This window comes from Chryseobacterium sp. BIGb0232 (assembly GCF_024810195.1).
Classification (GTDB): Bacteria; Bacteroidota; Bacteroidia; order Flavobacteriales; family Weeksellaceae; genus Chryseobacterium; species Chryseobacterium pennae.
In genome coordinates, this window is the sequence record NZ_JANUEH010000001.1 from 382229 (window position 1) to 401264 (window position 19036).

6 protein-coding genes are annotated in these 19036 nt (G+C 35.9%); 2 read left to right on the forward strand and 4 right to left on the reverse strand.

Annotated features, from left to right (window positions below; translation table 11 throughout):
• Positions 1 to 10: 10 nt before the first annotated feature.
• From M2372_RS01760 to M2372_RS01775, 4 genes are all read right to left on the reverse strand, one after another.
• On the reverse strand, positions 11 to 9721 hold the full coding sequence (locus M2372_RS01760; RefSeq protein ID WP_123318620.1) for an SDR family NAD(P)-dependent oxidoreductase: 9711 nt from the start codon (positions 9719 to 9721) through the stop codon (positions 11 to 13).
• 228 nt (positions 9722 to 9949) lie between these two features.
• Entirely contained in the window at positions 9950 to 12160 is a 2211-nt protein-coding gene (locus M2372_RS01765) for a PfaD family polyunsaturated fatty acid/polyketide biosynthesis protein (protein WP_123318619.1), read from the reverse strand.
• 465 nt (positions 12161 to 12625) lie between these two features.
• Positions 12626 to 13396, reverse strand: coding sequence for a hypothetical protein (locus M2372_RS01770; RefSeq protein WP_148060729.1), 771 nt, complete (start codon positions 13394 to 13396; stop codon positions 12626 to 12628).
• Positions 13397 to 13648: 252 nt separating this feature from the next.
• Complete coding sequence (locus tag M2372_RS01775) at positions 13649 to 14386, reverse strand: hypothetical protein (RefSeq protein WP_148060728.1); 738 nt, start codon at positions 14384 to 14386, stop codon at positions 13649 to 13651.
• A 584-nt stretch (positions 14387 to 14970) separates the two neighbouring features.
• Between M2372_RS01775 and M2372_RS01780 the strand changes: the two genes are divergently transcribed.
• Together M2372_RS01780 and M2372_RS01785 are read left to right on the forward strand one after the other, a co-directional pair.
• Positions 14971 to 17883 carry a HAMP domain-containing sensor histidine kinase gene (locus M2372_RS01780; RefSeq protein WP_228455650.1) on the forward strand — a complete coding sequence of 971 codons (2913 nt, stop codon included), beginning with the start codon at positions 14971 to 14973 and terminating at the stop codon, positions 17881 to 17883.
• A gap of 8 nt (positions 17884 to 17891) precedes the next feature.
• Positions 17892 to 18497, forward strand: a complete 606-nt coding sequence (locus tag M2372_RS01785) for a response regulator transcription factor (protein ID WP_123318616.1) — start codon at positions 17892 to 17894, stop codon at positions 18495 to 18497.
• Positions 18498 to 19036: the final 539 nt, after the last annotated feature.

A 19036-nucleotide genomic window follows, 5' to 3' on the forward strand; every position in this document is an offset into this window, starting at 1 on the left:
AATTCAAAATTTAATTAACGGCCTTGTTCATCATCATCTCTTTTTCCACGAATGCAGCCAGAGATTCTATGGTGGTATAATCATATAAAACATGAAAATCCATTCTAATATCCAACTGTTTATTTATACTTCGGATGAGCTCCCAACCGGAAACTGAATCCAGTCCAAACTCGAAGAAATCACTTTTTATATTCATTGTTTCGACAGGTTTTTTAACAATATCTGCGACAATTTTCTGAATCCTGTTTTCTATATTCTGAGATTCTTTTTCAGGAGCCCGAAGTGTTGATTTCACTTCATTTTTTAAGTCAGGAATCCAGAATCTCTTTCTTTCAAAAGGATAGGTCGGAAGTTTTATTCTGTCCGGTTTTGAGTCTCCATACAATAAATCCCAAGGAATATCCGCACCAACGCACCATAAATTAAGTAATGATCTGAAATTCGATTCCGCAATCATTCTGATTTTTTCATTCTCATCAACCGCTTCATTCAATATCTTCAACGAAGCTTTTCCCTGAAGAATATTTCCGCTAAATGCAGGCTCTTCCCCTTCCAGATAAGCATTGATCTGATATAAAAGGTCATTTAAATCTTCCGCAATCCATCCTACTCTTTCCTCCAGAAAATCTCTTCCCGACTGCAACGTCAATGCAATAGAATGAATATTTAATGAAGAATTCGAAACAATCTTTTCCTTTAAAAGCTTTGCATATTCTGTCAGTCGCTCTTTATTTTTTGCTGTTAAAAGGATAACCGCCGAACCTGTATGATCTATTTTTTGATGCGTATTGTGATATTCCTGCACAATGAGATGCGCATTTGCTCCACCAAAACCAAAACTGCTGATTCCCGCCATTTTAGCATGATCCGAATTCCAAGGAATCGTCTCAGAAAGCAGATAAAAATGACTGCCTTCTGTCTGCAGATATGGATTGGGGTTGATGAGCTGCGGATTTCCCGGTAAAGTTTTATGTTTAAATGCCATCAGCACTTTGATAAGACCTGCCACTCCGGAAGCCGATTCCGTATGTCCTATATTGGCTTTAACACTTCCGACAGCACATCCTGAAGGGATTATTTTCTTATCATTTTCTTTATATAGAGTTTCAAAAGCCATCTTTAACCCTTCAATTTCGATAGGATCCCCAAGAGCAGTTCCTGTTCCGTGCGCTTCGATATAACTAATCCTTGATGGATCAATGTTAAATTTTCTATAGGCTTCTATCAGCAGATCTCGCTGAGATTTAGGATTTGGAGCAGTTAAAGAATTCGCTTTTCCTCCGTGATTTTCTGCACCTCCACGAATTAATCCGTAAATAAAATCTCCGTCCTGTTTTGCTTTTTTGAAGGACTTCAGAATTACAATTCCCACACCCTCCGAGCGGACATATCCGTTGGCTCTGTCATCAAAAGATCTGCATCGTCCGTCCTGGCTCAACATTCCTGCATTATTGATCATCAAAGTAGTGTCAGAAATCAGCACTGTATTTACACCTCCGGCAATGGCATGATCACATTTTCCGTTTCTGATTTTCTCCGCTGCTCTGTGAATGGCAATCAAAGAACTTGAACAGGCCGTTTTCACCGGAACACTCGGACCATTAATATCCAGAAGAAAAGAAATTCTGTTCGCCAGCATGGCATCCGAATTACCAATTCCGGCATGAGGCTGTCGTCCCAATTCCGGATTTCGACGCAGCATAACGGCATAATCATTATTCATCACACCGATAAATACCCCTGTATTTGACCCTTTTAACGATGAAGGAGTAATATTCGCGTCTTCCAAAGCTGTGTACACTGTTTCGATAGTAATCCTTTGCTGAGGATCCATCAACGTTGCTTCATTAGGAGTAATTCCAAAATACTCGGCATCGAACTGATCAACGTCATTAATAAAACCACCCCATTTTACCTGTGTTTTTCTAATATTTTCGGCCGAATTTCCGTAATACTCTTTCCAGTTCCATCTTTCTTCAGGAATTTCTGTGATGGCATCTTCGTTATTTTTCAGCAGATTCCAAAATTCATCTACATTCTCTGCTCCGGGAAAACGTCCGGCGATTCCCACGATGGCTACACTGTTTTCTAATTCTTCATCTGTATCAATTTCATTCTCTGAATTCTCTTCTGACAAAGAATCAATTTCATTAAAATCAACTGTATCAGCTCTAAAATCAGCAGATTCAATTTTGAGATCCTGATCAGTATTTTTACGATGCTTTATTACTAATTTTTCCTGATGATTTTCCCATAAAAAGTCGACAAGATCATTGATGGTTGGGTAATTGTAAAATATACTTGGTGGTTCATTGATGTCATAAAAAGTATTTAATTCATTAGAAAATCTCACCAATAAATAAGAAGAAAAACCATAGCTGCGTAATTCCGCATCGGTGCTGAGCTCTTCTTTATCATAATCCAAAATTTCGGCAATAAGATTGAGAATATACTCTCCCGCTTCTTTTTTTGCCAAAACAGGCAGAGCACCATTACTGGGTTTATCTGCGGAGGAAGTTTCCTGCTGCATCTTTTCGCCTTCGGGTAAAAATTCTTTATTTCCATAGACCACAACTGCCTGATCAACCTTATGATGCAGCATTGCTTCCATCGCTGCAATTCCTTCCGAGGTCGGCATCGGAAGCATTCCCCATTTTTTCTCCAGAATATTTGCGGTATTCTGATCTATGTGCATTCCGCCATCTTCCCACAAAGGCCAGTTGATGCTTCTGCAAACCCCTTTTCTTAATCCATTCTGCTCCATTTTGTTCCTGTGAGCCGCAAAATTATCCATCCACGCATTAGCGGAAGCATAATCTGCCTGACCAATATTCCCTGCCACTGAAGCAATGGATGAACAAAGAATAAAGGAATCGAGATTTTCATTCTTTGTTTCCTCATCGAGATGAGTGAGACCGTGTACCTTTGGAGCAAACACTTTCTTAATTTCTTCCTCCGTTTTTCCTGCAATGTAACTATCATGAATAACCCCCGCCCCATGAATAATTCCCGTTATTTTTCCAAAACGAAACTTAATCTTCTGGATTAATCCGGCGACATTCTCACGACTGGCAATATCGCATGATACATAATGAATATTTGATTTTGTTATGGTAACTTCATTTTCAGGTTTTCTCCCGACAATAATAATTTCGGTATCCTTGGTTTCGGCAAGATACTCTGAGAATATTTTACCCAATCCGCCTGCGCCACCCGTTATCACATATACACCGCCAACTTTGGCAATGGGTGGAAGCATCTTATCCGTAGAAAAAGGAACCAGTTTTTTGATCAGCCTTTCGTTTCCTGTGATCTTTATTTCAACCTCATCATTCAACGTTTCTTTCTTTATAGATTCGACGATATCATAAGAACGGCTTTCGGAAAGCAGACCATCTACACTTAGTAAAGACCCTGACATATAAGGATTTTCTAAGCGAAGTGTTTTTAATAATCCTGATAAATAACCATATTTATGCTCATCTTTATTATCATATAAAAACAAAATCCTGCCTTTTCTTATCGTTTTTAATTTGTTTAAAATCGCAATAAAGAGTTCTTCTTTTTCCTGATTGGGAAGAACTGTAACTATTGAATTCAAATTTGTTTCAAGTAAATTGACGAAATTTTGCGAAATAGAATCTAACACAAATAGGTGCTGAAAGTCCTTCTTTTCAGCCGTATTGTTCTGAGGAGAGCTTTTCTGCCATGAATAATCATAAATTCGGGTGTATATATTGTCTTGTGCTTTCACGTTTTTTTCTTTTTTAATTAATGGATTAACCATCAGTTCGATCAATTCTATAAGAACATTTCCGGAAGGGTCTGTAATGGTGATATCAAATGAGTAAACCTCATCATGCGTGGGATTTCTTCGCACATAACTCCAGATTTTATCGGGTAATGTGTTATAGATATTGATATATTTCACCCCTGCCGGAACCAGCAATGTCTCCATTTTATCAATTAATAATGTTCCGATCGTTGCCTGAAGAGCGCTGTCCACCAAGGGAGGAGCAATGATAAAATCCTGCCCTGCGTCCAGTGAAATTTCTGCCAGCGCAACCCCTTTATCATAATAAATTTTCTGTATTCCCTGATAACCTGATCCGTACTGCAAACCATTTTCGTGAAGTATCTCGTAGTATTCTTTACCAGTCTTATGAAATCTAAGATTTGAAATAATTTTTGAAATATTTTGGGAAAGAGGCTGAGATATTTCGTGAGTAAAATTCACCGCTCCTTTTGAATATAAATCTGTATTTGATTTTACCCTATATTCTCCTGAATTTTTATCAATCTGTAGGTGCAATACCTGTTCTTCCCCTTTTGAAAACAAGGGCGAAATCCAACTGCAGTTTTTGAGCTGAATATTTTTTTGCTGATTGCTGTTTCGTACTGCAGCGAAAACCACTTCCAGATAAGCGGCTCCGGGAAACAAAACTTTACCATCCACTTTATGGTCTTCTAAATATTTTTCATCTCCTTTAAACTTAAATTCAAAATCAATCAATGCTTCTGTAGAATAATCCTGTCCTAAAATCGGATGAGAAAAGGACTGAACAGTTTCTTTCATCTTTTTTTCAGCTGAAAACCAATGTCTTTTTCTGTTGAACGGGTATGTCGGAAGCTGTATTTTGTGAGGAATTTCGTCTTTATAAAGCTTTAACCAATCGATTTTTGTCCCATTCACCCAAGATTGAGCCAATTTTTTTAACTCAGAAATATTTAAATCTGAAAATAAAAGATCTGCTGTATGAAATTCATTAATGGAACTCGTCTCTTGTGACGGATTGACAATATGATCATTCATTTCATTCCTTAGAAAACATTCTAACTGCCGTTTCAATTCATGATTATTTTCCGCAAGAAACGCTGCTTTTTCATGCATAGGCTCCCTTCCAACCTGCAATGTATAAGCGATGCTAAGAAAATCGGTATCCGGATGATGATTCAAATAATGGATAAGATCCTTGGCTTTTTGTTGTAACCTGTCTTTATTCTGAGCAGATAGCGGGATCATCATTTTTCCTGTATAAGCCCGTTGTGACGTTTCTTTTTTACGATATTCCTCCAATATAATGTGAGCATTTACACCACTAAAACCAAAACTGCTGATTCCGGCAATTCTAGGACGGCTATCTGAAGTTGTCCAAATTTCTGTTTCTTTTTGCAGATGAAAAGGGCTTCCTTCGAGTCTCAAATAAGGATTAGGTTTTGAAAGCAAAGGATTTCCCGGCAGAACTTTATGCTTCATCGCCAATAAAACCTTGATGATTCCTGCCATTCCTGATGCAGATTCCATATGTCCTATATTTGCTTTAACGCTTCCTATGCTGCACGTTTTTTCTGAAATATTTAAACCTCTTTCTTTGTACAACCTGTCGAATGCCATTTTTAATCCTTCTGTTTCGATGGGATCGCCCAGAGAGGTTCCTGTTCCATGGGTTTCGATGTAAGAAACAGAAGAAGGATCAACTCCGGCTGATTGATAGGCTTCAAATAAAAGCTCCGCCTGAGCCAAAGGATTTGGAGATGTTAAAGTATTAGCTCTCCCACCGTGATTTTCAGCAGTTCCACAGATGATTGCATAAATATGATCTCCGTCTCTCTCTGCGTCCTTCAGATTCTTTAAAATCACGACTCCCACGCCTTCCGAACGAACATATCCATTGGCTGATGCGTCAAATGGTTTACAGTTACCATCTTCACTTAACATATTCGCATTGCTAATATATAAGCTGGTTTCTGGAGACAATATTGCATTTACCCCTCCTGCAATCGCCATTTTACAACGCCCCGAATGAATATGTTCAACTGCCCTGTGAATGGCGATCAACGAACTGGAACACGCTGTATCAATAGGTTCGCTGGGACCATGAAGATCCAGAAGGTAAGAAATTCGGTTCGCCAAGATAGAATGAACTGTACCACTCGGAATTAATCCCTGAAGATAAAGGTCTTCATTTTCCTGTAGTAACATTTCGTAATCATTCGTCCATGTTCCGACAAAAACACCTGTATCGCTCCCTTTTAAGTCAGAGTATGCAATTCCTCCATCTTCTAAAGCTGTGTAGACTGCTTCCATAAAAATTCTCTGTTGAGGATCCATCAAAGCCGCTTCGGCAGGAGATATTCCAAAGAATAATGCATCAAATTTGTCGATATCCGAGATAAAGCCGCCCCATTTTGCTTTTGTTTTAGAAGAATCTATAGCTGGATCTCCATAAAATGATCTCCAATCCCATCTGTCGGCGGGAATTTCAGAAATCATGTTTTCATTATCATACAGTTTCTGCCAGAAATCATCCAGATTATCACAGCCTGGGAAACGTCCTGAGATCCCGACGATTGCTACAGTATTATCATCCTCACCACCGAAATCGGCAGATATTTCAGGTGTTTCAAGATTTTTATTTTCGGGAATTTGTATTTCTGAATGATGATGGTCTTTATTCTTAGCATATTTTTTCTCAAGTTGATCAGCGTGATTCTCTTCAAGGAAATCCACCAATTCATTAATACTTGAATAGCTGTAAAACAACGCCGGTGTAAGATGAATATCATAATATGCATTAAGATCGCTGGAAAGCTTTACCAACGTCGCGGAATCAAAACCATAGCTCATAAAATCCTGATCTGCCTGAATGGTCGAAATATCAAACTTTACAATATCCGCGGCAAAAACTCTTATCTGTTGGGTAACAAGTTCTCTTGTATTTTTATTTTCGGGAATGATTTGTCTTTCCTGTCCGTTCGAAAAATTATTTTTAACTGAATTGACAGGTTTTTCCGAAATTATCTGCTGAACTTTAGCAAAAACAACACCTTCCAATTCACATATCATATTTCCTTCATGACCGATTAATCTGATGGTAAAATTTTCTAATTTCTCACTGGAATTTTGACTTTCAACTTTAATATGACAGTAAAAATTTTCTGGAATCTCATCGTAGAAAATGGCTTTTTCCAATCGGAAAGGAAGAATCAGCTCATCACCACCATTATGTAAAAACAATCCGACACAGCATTGCAATGCAGAATCCAGCGCTCCAATTGTCCAGCGTATTTCTTTTGATTTTGCTAAATTGATAACAGCCAGCGCCTCTGTATTGTTCAGATATAATTTATTAATACCCTGAAATCCTTTGCCATAGTTTAAGCCTATTTCTTTAAACTTTTCATAGCATTTCTCTCCTTCCCAATATTCATTAAAATTGTTTTGCAAAGAAATAATATCTGTAAACTTTGGATGATGTATCGTTGTTCCTAATTTACCTGTGGATTTCAATTTACCTTCGCCATCACCCGATTCAATTTCATACAGAATCCTGTCTTCCTTTTCTTTTACATTAATAACAACCTCAGCTATGGTATTTTTTGTTATTTCTAAAGGATTGATCCAAGTAATCTGATGGACTTCGGTAATTTTTTTACCCTGACTCAATTCAGCTGCCGCTCTTGCCAATTCAAGATAAGCTACTCCCGGAAAAACAACATGTTCACCGACTTTATGACCAGAAATTGAGGATTCCTTGTCATTTAATATGCTTTTAAACTGTTGCTGCGAAAAATCTGAAGTATTGCGATGCACCAGAGGATGAAGTTTTCTTTCATTGATGATATTTTCTTTCGTATACCAATATGATTTTCTTTCAAAACAATATCCCGGCAGACTGATTTTTGAGCATTGCTCCGGCGCGTATAATGCCTTCCAATCGATGGAATGACCATTCATCCATGCTTTTCCAAGAACTTTCCAATTTTTATTTTCTATTGCACGAACAATTTTATCAGGATCAATCGGCTCTTCTGTATTATCATTATAAAAAACAGGTTGTCCGAGTTTCTGTCTTAAATCTTCAAGATTCTCAGCGATAATAAATTGCTTTTTCTCCATCGTCTTTCTGCCCAACTGTAAAGTATAAGCCAGATCATACAGATCGGTTTCCGGATTTTGCTCCAGGTGTAATCTCAATTTTTCACAATAATCAAGCAGCTGTTTTTCTGTTTTAGCAGACAATGGAATAAGAGCAGCTCCTCTATTTTCATACTTTTTTTCAACTTTTTTATATTCCTCTACAATGGTCACGACATTTGTTCCGCTGAAACCAAAACCACTCACCGTTGCCCTTCTCGGATCATCTGTTTTTTGCTTCCAGAATTCCAATGATTTCTGTATTTTAAACGGGCTGTTTTCCACATCGATCAGCGCATTGGGATTTTCAAAATTTAGGCTTGGAAAAAGTGATTTATTTTTAATAGTTAAAATCATTTTAATAACCCCAGAAACTCCCGCAGCCATTACAGAATGTCCCATATTGGTCTTCACACTTCCCAGACTGCAAAAATTCTTTTCTGCCGTAAAATTTTTAAAGGCAGCATCCAAAGCTCCAAATTCTATGGGATCTCCGAGACGTGTTCCGGTTCCGTGAGCTTCCACACACCCGATAGATTCAGGATTAATTTTAAATTTCTGAAAGGCTTCTGTTAATAAATTTTGCTGAGCCTTCCCATTAGGAGCCGTAATCCCGTTGGTACTGCCATCCTGATTGGTATATGTCCCCCTGATAACGGCATGAATCTGATCGGCATCTTTTTCGGCATCTTCGAGACGTTTTAAAATCAAAACTCCGACCGCCTCACCGGGTACAAAACCATTCGCTCTGGAGTCAAAAGCATAACACTTTCCTTCAGGAGACAGCATTTGTGCTCTTGATGCTTTTCTGTAAAAATGATGTCTGGTTTCAATCCATGCACCACCTGCAATGGCAACGCTGCTCTCTCCGCTCATTAAACTGTTACAGGCGAGATGAATAGCCGTAAGCGAACTCGAACAAGCCGTATCCACCGCGATCGCAGGCCCTTTGGTATCCAAAAAATAGGACATTCTTGCCGCAAAAACAGCCGGATCATTTCCCCACCATGAGGATGCTTCCTCCGCCTCAGTTCCTATATAATCGCTAAGTCCCGACGTCGCAAAAACGCCACAGCGAAGCGTCTTTAAAACATCCGGATCAATACCTGCATCTTCCAGCGCTTTCCAGGTTTCTTCCAGAAATAATCTCTGCTGAGGATCCATCACCTCAGCATCGCGTCCTGAAATACGAAAAAATGCAGGATCAAATTGATCGATATTCTCTAAAAAAGAGCCCCATTTTGAATATGATTTTTGGGCATCATTTCTGTCCGTTGTATAATATTCATCAATACTCCATCTGTTTTCCGGTACTGCCCTGATAAGACTTTTACCGTTTTTCAGCACCTCAAAAAATTCATCTACAGAATTGGCTGATCCAAATTTTCCACTCATACCGATTACAGCAATGAGGTCTTTATTATGATCCGGTTCGGTTTTTAAAGGAGTGCTGAATTCAGAAACAAATTCATCCGTTTTTTCTTTCTTAAGGATATATTTTTCTACAATAAGATCGGCAAGCGCTGATATATTGGGATAACTGAAAAGTTCGATCGCCTTTAGATCAATATTAAGGTTATCGTTTATCTGCTTAACATACGCCTGTACGGCAGATCCGCGAAGTCCATATTCAAGGAAAGGCAGCTCTGTAATGATATTTGACGAAGATATCTTTAAAATACCTGCCACCGTTTTTGATAAAAAATCGATCATGCTTTTTTTATCAGAAAGTCTATCATTCAGGATTAAATCAGCATCGTTTTTCTGAATGATACCGTTTACATTAAAATTAGTAGAATTCATTTTGCATTAAATATTTTGTCAAGAATTAAAAAAAAGGAAGCCTTGCCCCGACTGTAGAATCAGAGAAAAAGCATCGTAAAGAGATTAAAATTTATTATGAAATTTTAGGATAGACTCATGCTAAACAGCATTTTGGTAGTCTATTCCTTAGAAAATTGATTTCAGTCATAGTATATTTTTGATTGTATTAAATTTTAGTTTAAATCAATGATGATTAACGAAGATTATTTATGTGTTAACCAGTGATAATTTGTCGAAATATTGCTTCATAAACTGAGCAAAATGATCTGCCGTTCCTTCCAGTAAAGTGGTTGCCACATCCGCTACTTTTCTATTCCGCCAGTGTTCTAGTGCCGTGCCTTTCACCCAATGGTTAAAGCTTCCTAACGCCGGGCCGCAGTGGATCTGAAAATTCGCGATATGATTTTCTTCTCCCGCTAACGCCACTTTTGAGCTCAATCCAAAATACCATTTGAAAATCATTGCCATTTTATATTTTGGATCATTCTCCGCTTTCAGGATATTATTTTCCGAATGGTATTTTTTACATTCTTCAAAAACTTCCTGAAAGGTTTTTCCGAAGAATTTTTTCTCGATCATACTTCTCTCAGCGATATCTAATTCATCTAAAGAATTGTAGCGGCTATAGATATCAAAGAGCCTATTTGCCCTCATTGGAAAAAATGTATCTTTTTTCACCACCTGTACTTTTGCTCCCAGTTCAAACATATCTCCCGCGGGAGCATACGCCGTGTCGTGTATCGTTATTTTTTCCAACAGATCTTTCACCGTGTCGCTGGTTCCTGCTTCCACTGTGCATTGGTTGATGGAGCCCGTCACAATATAGTCGGCTCCCAATATAAATGCGGCTACGGCAGATTCCGGATTTCCTATGCCTCCGGTGGCGCCAATATGTATGGTTTCCGGATAATTATATTTTTCACAAAATTCATCTCGTAATTTGATAACAGCAGGTAATAAAATTGATAAAATCCCACGGTCGGTATGTCCTCCCGAATCAGCTTCCACACAAATATCACTGGCTACGGGAATATATTTTGCATATTCCATTTCTTCTTTTGATATTTCATCTTTCCTGTACAGATCCATCACGATATTTTCGGGTGCAGGTTTCATAAATTGTATGGCGATTTCCGGAATAGAAACTTTTGCCTGGATATTATTTTCAGCAATAATTGTATGGTCTGTCTTTTTTAATCCTTTAAGCCTGAATTTTACCAACTGTGGCGTAACACTCATATAAGCGGCTGCTTCGATATTTTTAACTCCGTATTTCAGGCAGAGATCTATCATTTCTTTTTCCCGGTCGGAATTATAAATATTATAAACGATGTTGACTCCAAAAGGCAAATTTGCTCCCAATTCCTGCTGAATTCTGATGATTTCCTCCTCCACTTTTTGTAAAGGCAAACCACCACTACCTAGATAGCTCATCATCGAATTTTTACCTAAAGCAATCACCAAATCTGACGAAGAAACCCCTTTGTACATTCCGCCAGCTGCATAGGAAGATGTTGTATGATATCTTTTTTGGTAACTTTTTGATCCCAAATCAGAAATACTCACTTTTGGTGTAATATGATCTGAAAAATCCTGTTCCGGAAATGCTTTTATATCCTGCACGATGTGGTCATCATCAGAAACAATTTCCCTGAATTCATTCACCCCGGATTGCTTTAAATATTCTACACTCTCATGCCGTAAAACAGGGTTGATAAGTTGTAAAATCAGATTTTTTTTGACGGTATTATTTTGATATGGTCTTGCATCAATCCCAGCGATTACAGGGATCTGAAGATCATTGAATGTGTACTTATTGATATATTCTGAAAACTCATTGATGGCTCCTTTCATATACCTTGAATGAAAAGCACCATCAGAATGATCCATTAAATATTCAGCTCCGGAATTTTCGAATACCGTTTTCATTTTCAAAATATCAGCTGATTTTCCCGATATGCTGAATTCTTTGGCTGAATGATGCGCCGAAATATCAATTGTATGGCAATGATGGCTTTTTAACAGCAATTGAATTTCATCTGCCGTTACATTCTTCACAACCGCCATTTTTCCCTCTTTGAATTTTGATACAATATGAGCTCTCTGATTTACGATTTTAAGCCCTGTCGGAAAATCAAAAACTCCTGAAGCGAGCAAAGCATTGTATTCTCCGACTCCGTACCCTGATAAAAAATCGGGTTTTGGACTTTCTGTATTTAAATAAATAAGCGCATTAATGACAAAAATAATCGGTTCACTATACTTTATCTGGCGTAAAAGATGATCTTGGGTTATTGATTTTTTTAAGGAGAAACCTGTAATTTCATCCGCTATTGTAATGAATTCTTTATAATCATTAAATAATGCTTCAACAGCTTTTATCTTTGTTATTTTCCCGGGAAAATAGTGTACAATCATGTTTAATTCTTTTTTAGAATTGGCAGGAAATTATATAAAATACCCTATAAATAAGATGAAAATATCAACAAATAATTCACATTAAAAGGAATTTTAAAAATCAAAGATAATTATTTATTTAAAACATATTTGTAGAGTTTTCTCTACAAAATTAAATTTAACAAAACAATAATGTAAAAATAATACACTTCAAATAATAACAATTGAAACACATCTCATTTTTACATTAATGTGAATTGCAAGTGAAAATAAAGTTAGAAGCTGGAGGCTGGAAGTCTTCTTTGTTAAGGTTCAAACAAAAAAAAGAGTCCGTTTCACTCATCTGGTAAAAACGGACTTCTTTATGCTTTTATCTGGCTTTATGCTAAAATGTCCTCGAATGTTGGATATTCAACCAAACCTCAGCTGCAAGATAAATTTTCTTTTGTTGGGAAATTGTGTTATTGTGTTCTTAGAATCTGATGATTAAGGGGCTATTTTGGTATAAACCATTGATGTTTTACCATTACCATTATTAATGATTGTAGCGTCTCTATTCAGTGCTCTGACTCCCAAATAATAAGTAGTAGGCGCCGAAACAGTAACAATTAATGTACCCGTGCCTGTACCTCCGTCAAGAGTGGTGGTTGCATTATATATTAACAGTTCTGTATCAGGAATTATCCCAGCAGCCGTTTGATCTGTACTGATAAAAGCCGTTGCAAATCCTTGTGCAGCAAGAGGAGCTGGTCCTGTAGCTGCCAATTGACCTCTCACAGAATAGATCAGTTGATAAGTACCTGATGAAGGCAGCGTCACACTTAATATATTATAATTTGGTGTAGTCGTAGGTACAGCTGTAGTTGCAGCGGTGGCCACCACTCTTCCATAGATTGGTGTAAAGGATGACCCCTGAACCGTGATCACATCACCTGTTGAACTTACTCCCAGAGTGGCACCACTCGTAATAGGTGTTGCAGATGAAAGATTGGTAAACCTTAATCCTGAAGCATTGGCAGTTCCTGAATTCAATTCTAATTTATTATTCGGAGTTATGGTTCCTATACCTACACTTCCTGTGCTGGTAACCGCTACATCGTTAAGAGATTGTGCTAAAGTTGGAGCGCCCGTTACTGCATTATCTTTCGCACCATCGATATGAAAAGCCTGTCTTGGGTTCTCTGTTCCGACACCAATCTGAGAATATAAGACCGATGGCATACACAACGAAGCAAATAGTAAAAAAAAAAATTTCATAATATTATTTAAAAGGTTAAATACGAGTTATTTGTTAGAATTCGCTTCAAACATATTTCATAAATATTAATTATATTTTAATTAAAATAAATTAAATTATATAAACAGTTATTACATTTGACTTTCCTTACAACAAATTTACTCTACAAAACAGAAATTAATACTTGAAAATTTCCCATATTTCTCTATAACGATGTAGAGATTTCTCTACAAAAAACCTTTTATAACAATCGTACGTCCTGTATTAGATATTTAAAGAGGATCTTTACTCAGCATGGTAACAGACATTTGCTGTCCACAATTTGAGCAAGCGATCATCGTACCATTAGGACTGAATTGGTAGGTTTTCCCAGCCACTAATCGCATCGCGTGAGATCCTATGATTCTATAATTAGATGCGTCCCCGGAAACTACTTCCGCAACATTACCGTCTGTAACGTTTGTTAAGGTAAAAAGTGTAGCGGTAGAGCCACCTCCTCCGGCATTCACACGAAAAGTAACCAGATAAATTCCAGTTTCCTGTACCTGAAACTGATTGGCTGCTGGCGTGTTCAGATTTAATCCAAAAGAATAGAGAATTCCTGTCAGTGGCATTGGCGCATTAGCTGCCACAGGCGTATTGGTTGCACGGTTTATGCTTAAACCCATAAAAGTATTGGAGGTATTCTGCCATGTTCCAACTACGTCTTCATCTGAAGTAAGAACTTTTCCTTTTCCCTGAGTTCCGTCTGTAATTTTAATGGCACCCGCGGTACTCCCATTGGCGATATCAAGTTTCGCAGCCGGACTTATGGTACCTATTCCCATATTTCCTGTGGCGGTTACCACCAAGTCATTATTTGCCTGTGCCGCAGAGTGTGCTCCGGATGCAGGATTGTCTTTCCCGCCATCTATATAAAACTGTTGTCTGGGATTACCTGTGCCTATACCTACCTGAGAATATACTGTAACTGAAGTGAGAAATAGCAAACAAGTGAGTGTTTTTATCAAATTATGAATTTTAATTTATTTGGATAATGTATACGTAGATCTTTACTATTTTAAGTTTAACATTACTTAATCAAAAAGCATGGTCTTTGTCTGATCTTAGATTTTTATCATAAAGAATTTGCTTTGAATAAATTGATTCAGGCGTTATCTTACTTTGCAAATATATTTTAGTAATTTCTAATAAATATTGAAAGAACTACCACATTTCTCCATTTTTAAATAGAAATTTTTCTACAAATATCAAAAAAAATAGAGGAATATTTAAATAAAAAAAACATTCGTTGTTGTGCTAAGAATCTTTAGTAGAAGAATTAATATATTCAATAATTAATGAATTAATTTAACTTTAATTGATTTTTAAATTGATTTTTAAATTGATTTTTTTATACTTTTGCCTTGAATAAAGGGATAAATCAATTATTTATGCCAAAAAAAAACTAAGATTGTACTTCGCCAGTAATACCGTTTATTGTATACATATAACCAATAAAGTATTGAAAATCAATCTATTAAGATTGTTTTTTTTCCTGATATTATCCAATACTCCACTTTTTTCCCAGTCTTCCAGTTTTAAATGGTATAATATGGATAATGGTCTGCCACAAAATAGTGTGAAAGACATTATCAAAGATAAGTATGGATATCTCTGGCTTTCTACAGAAGATGGTATTGTACGGTATGACGGCGTAAAATTTGAACATTTTAATAATTTTCCACTGCCGAATCTAAATTTTGAATATTTCAGAGGAGATATCTCAAAAGACAGTATTGCTATTTTTGGTTCGAATCCTACGCATCCTGTGATTATTAAAAATCGAAAACCCGTATTCTATATGGGCAAAGGTATTGAACCTCTCATGATCTCCCATAACAACTCATTGTATGTAAAAATCAACAAAAATCTTTTTTTTGAAGGAGGCCCTTCTTATTTTCAGACTTTTGCTTTAAATTTCAAAAATTCACGCTATTATTTTAATCAAAAGGATGTTTTTTATAATAATAAATCTGCGTCACTTGATATGCCGTCAGGTTTCAACAGCCTGAAAAGTCTCCCATACATTTTTGCAGATCATGAACATGTATTTATTATTGATAAAAAAAGAAACAAAATCATCACCATTTATCATGGAGAAGTTTCTGAAACAGTCACAGAAGACCTTATATTATACGACAAAGACACTAAAATTTACTGGCAACAACTGAGTAATCAGACTTTTTTGATAAATAAAAATAATATATACCGGGTTTATCATAAAAATAATAAGATTGATGTTGAATTTCTTACCCGATACGAAACTTTTGACACCGATCAAATCCAAGCTATGTTCTACGATGAGCAATACAAAAAGCTTTATCTCGGCAGTTCTACAAAAGGGTTTAATATTTTGCCTATCAATGGTTTCTATACATCAAAAAATACCATTGAATATGCAGATAATGTTTTCTATTCTACGCTTCCATACGGCAAAAACAGCGTGATAACTCCAGCCGGTACTGTATACACCCGAAACGGATTGATAGAAAATAAACATTTTGAAAAAATACCTTATAAAATGTTTTTGCTTTATGATGACCAACTGAATATATTTTACAAGAAATATTCAACTATTATAAAGCGTTCTAAAAAAAGTGGCTACAAAGAGTATGATTCTATTCCGTCAAAAAGATATCTGAAGGCTGTCAATTCATTTGATAAAAAAATAGTAGTCACATATAATGAGGCCGGGGGAAAAAACTTCTTTACGACTTTTGATGAAAACGGCAAAAAAGAATCGGAGGTAACACTTCATACTCAGGTAGCTCCTGAATTTATTGGAAAATTTGATCCTGCTTTTTATTTACTTCAAAATGGTACGGATTTGCTATGGTTTTCTATAAAAAAGCAAGCCGTTACCTTTAGTATAAAGCTTAATATCGGTTTAAAACAGATCCAGAAAATACAAAATGATGTTTATCTTTTAACAACATTTAAAAATGGACTGTATATTCTCAAGAATAAAAAATTACTGAAGCTTCCTTTAGATCCGGAAAAAAAATTGGCAACAGCCCATATTTTTTTAGAAGACTCCAAAGGCAATTTTTGGATTTCTTCCAACGACGGTCTTTATAAAGTCCGGAAAAAACATATTTTAGATTTTATAGAAAACAAACGTAAAAATGTATTCTACTATCGCTATACCAAAGAAGATGGCCTGGTAAATAATGAATTTAACGGAACCTGTTTTAAACCGGGAAACAAATTAGAAAACGGAGAATTTGTTTTTTCCTCTATGGAGGGACTGGTATTTTTCAAACCTGACGAGATACAGTCGGTTTATCCAAATTCAGAAGACCTTTATCTGGAAAGAGCAAAAACGGAAAATAAAATCGTGAGTTTCAAGAATAAGTTAGTTTTACCTGCGGATTATAAAAATGCAGAGATTCTTTTAGACATTCCTTATTATGGCAACCTAGAAAATATTAATCTTGAATATACAATTGATGATAAAAATAGCCAATGGAAAAGGGTAACGAATAAAGCCATTAACCTAGTGGGGCTTTCTTACGGAAAACATGACATCACCGTCAGAATGTTGGTTTCCCCGGATGGTAATTTCACCTATAAAAAAATAAGTGTTGAAGTTGAGCCCCAATTTTATCAAACCATCTGGTTCAGGATCTTATCTGTTTCTTCTCTTTTACTACTAATTTTGGTCATTGTACACTCAAGAACGAGGTTTCTGAAATCTAAAAATATAGTACTTAAGAAAACGGTTATTAAAAAGGCAAAAGAACTGGATGAAAGTCTGAAAAATCTGCAGGAAAATCAACAAAAGCTCTCCAACCAATCTGAGTATGAGAAGAAAATTATTGAAAACATTATTCATGATATCACAACGCCCGTACGATTTATTGCATTGATATCCCAGCAATTGACAGATGCTACCGATCCGGAAACACAGAAAGAATATTTTGAAAGTCTACACGCCTCCTCTGAGCAATTGCATAAATATACCCTGAATCTGAAGGATTATACCCAAATGTACAAGGAAGATACATACTACGAAGACGAATATTACTCTCTTGCGGAGATCATTAATGAAAAAAGGCTTTTGTTTCATAAAATCGCTTTACATAACAACACCATTATCACCAACGAAACAGACAACGATATTAAAATAAATATCAAAAAAAGCGTGATGAACATGATCCTGCACAATCTTATAGACAATTCTGTGAAAAACACATTTGACGGATTTATAACGATTTCAGGAACGCTTCATTCAAATAAAGAAATTATAATCAATATAAAAGATACCGGAAATGGCATGCAAAGCAAAGACATCGAATATTATAATAATCTTTTCAGCATTCACGGAAAAATATCTGATTCAAAATTTAAAAGCAGCCTGGGTTTATATTTGATTTCACAAGTTTCAAAAAAGATCAATATGAATATCACCTTTACGAAAAATAAACCACAGGGAACGAGTGTAGAATTAATCATAAAACCTTAAAAATTCTAATGGTTAAAAAAATAATAATTGCCGATGATCACCCCATCGTAAGAACGGGTACAAAACTAATTCTGCAGTCGAATTATAAGGAGTTGACGATAGATCAGGCCTCCAATTATACTCATCTCATCAATCAACTTCATAAAAATGAATATGATTTGGTTTTGCTGGACATTAATATGCCCGGAAGCATCAAAAGAATGATGATTACCGAGATAAAAGAAATTCAAAAAGACATCAAAATTATGGTTTACACCGCTTATGATCAGGATATTGCCATGCAATATATTTCGAACGGTGCAGATGGCTATCTTAACAAAAGCTCCTCAGAAAAAAACATCATTAATTCCATAAAGCATATTTTTGAATTTGGATATTTTTATCCTTCAGAGATTGTAAAAAAACTAGCTGAAAACCCCAATCTTATCGAAAAATTGTCAAAAAGAGAGGTTCAGATATTTAAACTCATGGCAGAAGGCTACGGTAATCTTGAAATTATGAATCAACTTAAACTTCAATCCTCAACAGTAAGTACGCACAAAAAAAGAATTTTTGAAAAACTTAACATTGACAATATTTCTGATTTGATAAAAGTATATGAAAAGCTGCATTAGAAATACATATTTAAAATAAATTTTTCAGGATGAAATAATCAAAACATCAACAGAAAGATTGTAGCTGTTTTTTAGAAAATGTTAAAATATTTTGAATGTTCTAGATTTGATGATTTATAAATAAAAGCTGCTAGTTTAAGGTTTTTAAGTTTTTCTTTATAAAAAATGGTGCTTATTGTTTTTAAAAAAGTTCAATAATTCAAGAATTTAAAGAACAATGACAAATTATAAAAAGAGAATCTTTTTTATGCAAAACAAACAAGATCAACTAAAGGTTAACGTTAGTAAGTTTACCTGCTTTTATTTTTGAATTTAAACTACAATAAAGCTTATATTATTTAGCTTAAAAGAAATTATTTGATAAAAATGAGTTTTTATAACTCGTGCTTAATCTGGCTCAAACGAACCAAATCATCGATAAAAGTGTTTGAAGATACGCTTGTCGAGGTCACCAAAAGCCAAAAGGCGCCAACTAAAAACAGTTGGCGCCATTTTTTTATTTTTAGAGTATCAACCAGTAGCTTCTTTGAGGGTTTAAG

Bases quoted from the DNA above. Each gene is read 5' to 3' on its own strand.
- M2372_RS01785 (WP_123318616.1), top strand. From the start codon at position 17,892: ATGGTTAAAAAAATAATAATTGCCGATGATCACCCCATCGTAAGAACG.
- M2372_RS01765 (WP_123318619.1), bottom strand. From the start codon at position 12,160: ATGATTGTACACTATTTTCCCGGGAAAATAACAAAGATAAAAGCTGTT.
- M2372_RS01770 (WP_148060729.1), bottom strand. From the start codon at position 13,396: ATGAAATTTTTTTTTTTACTATTTGCTTCGTTGTGTATGCCATCGGTC.
- M2372_RS01780 (WP_228455650.1), top strand. From the start codon at position 14,971: ATGGATAATGGTCTGCCACAAAATAGTGTGAAAGACATTATCAAAGAT.
- M2372_RS01760 (WP_123318620.1), bottom strand. From the start codon at position 9,721: ATGAATTCTACTAATTTTAATGTAAACGGTATCATTCAGAAAAACGAT.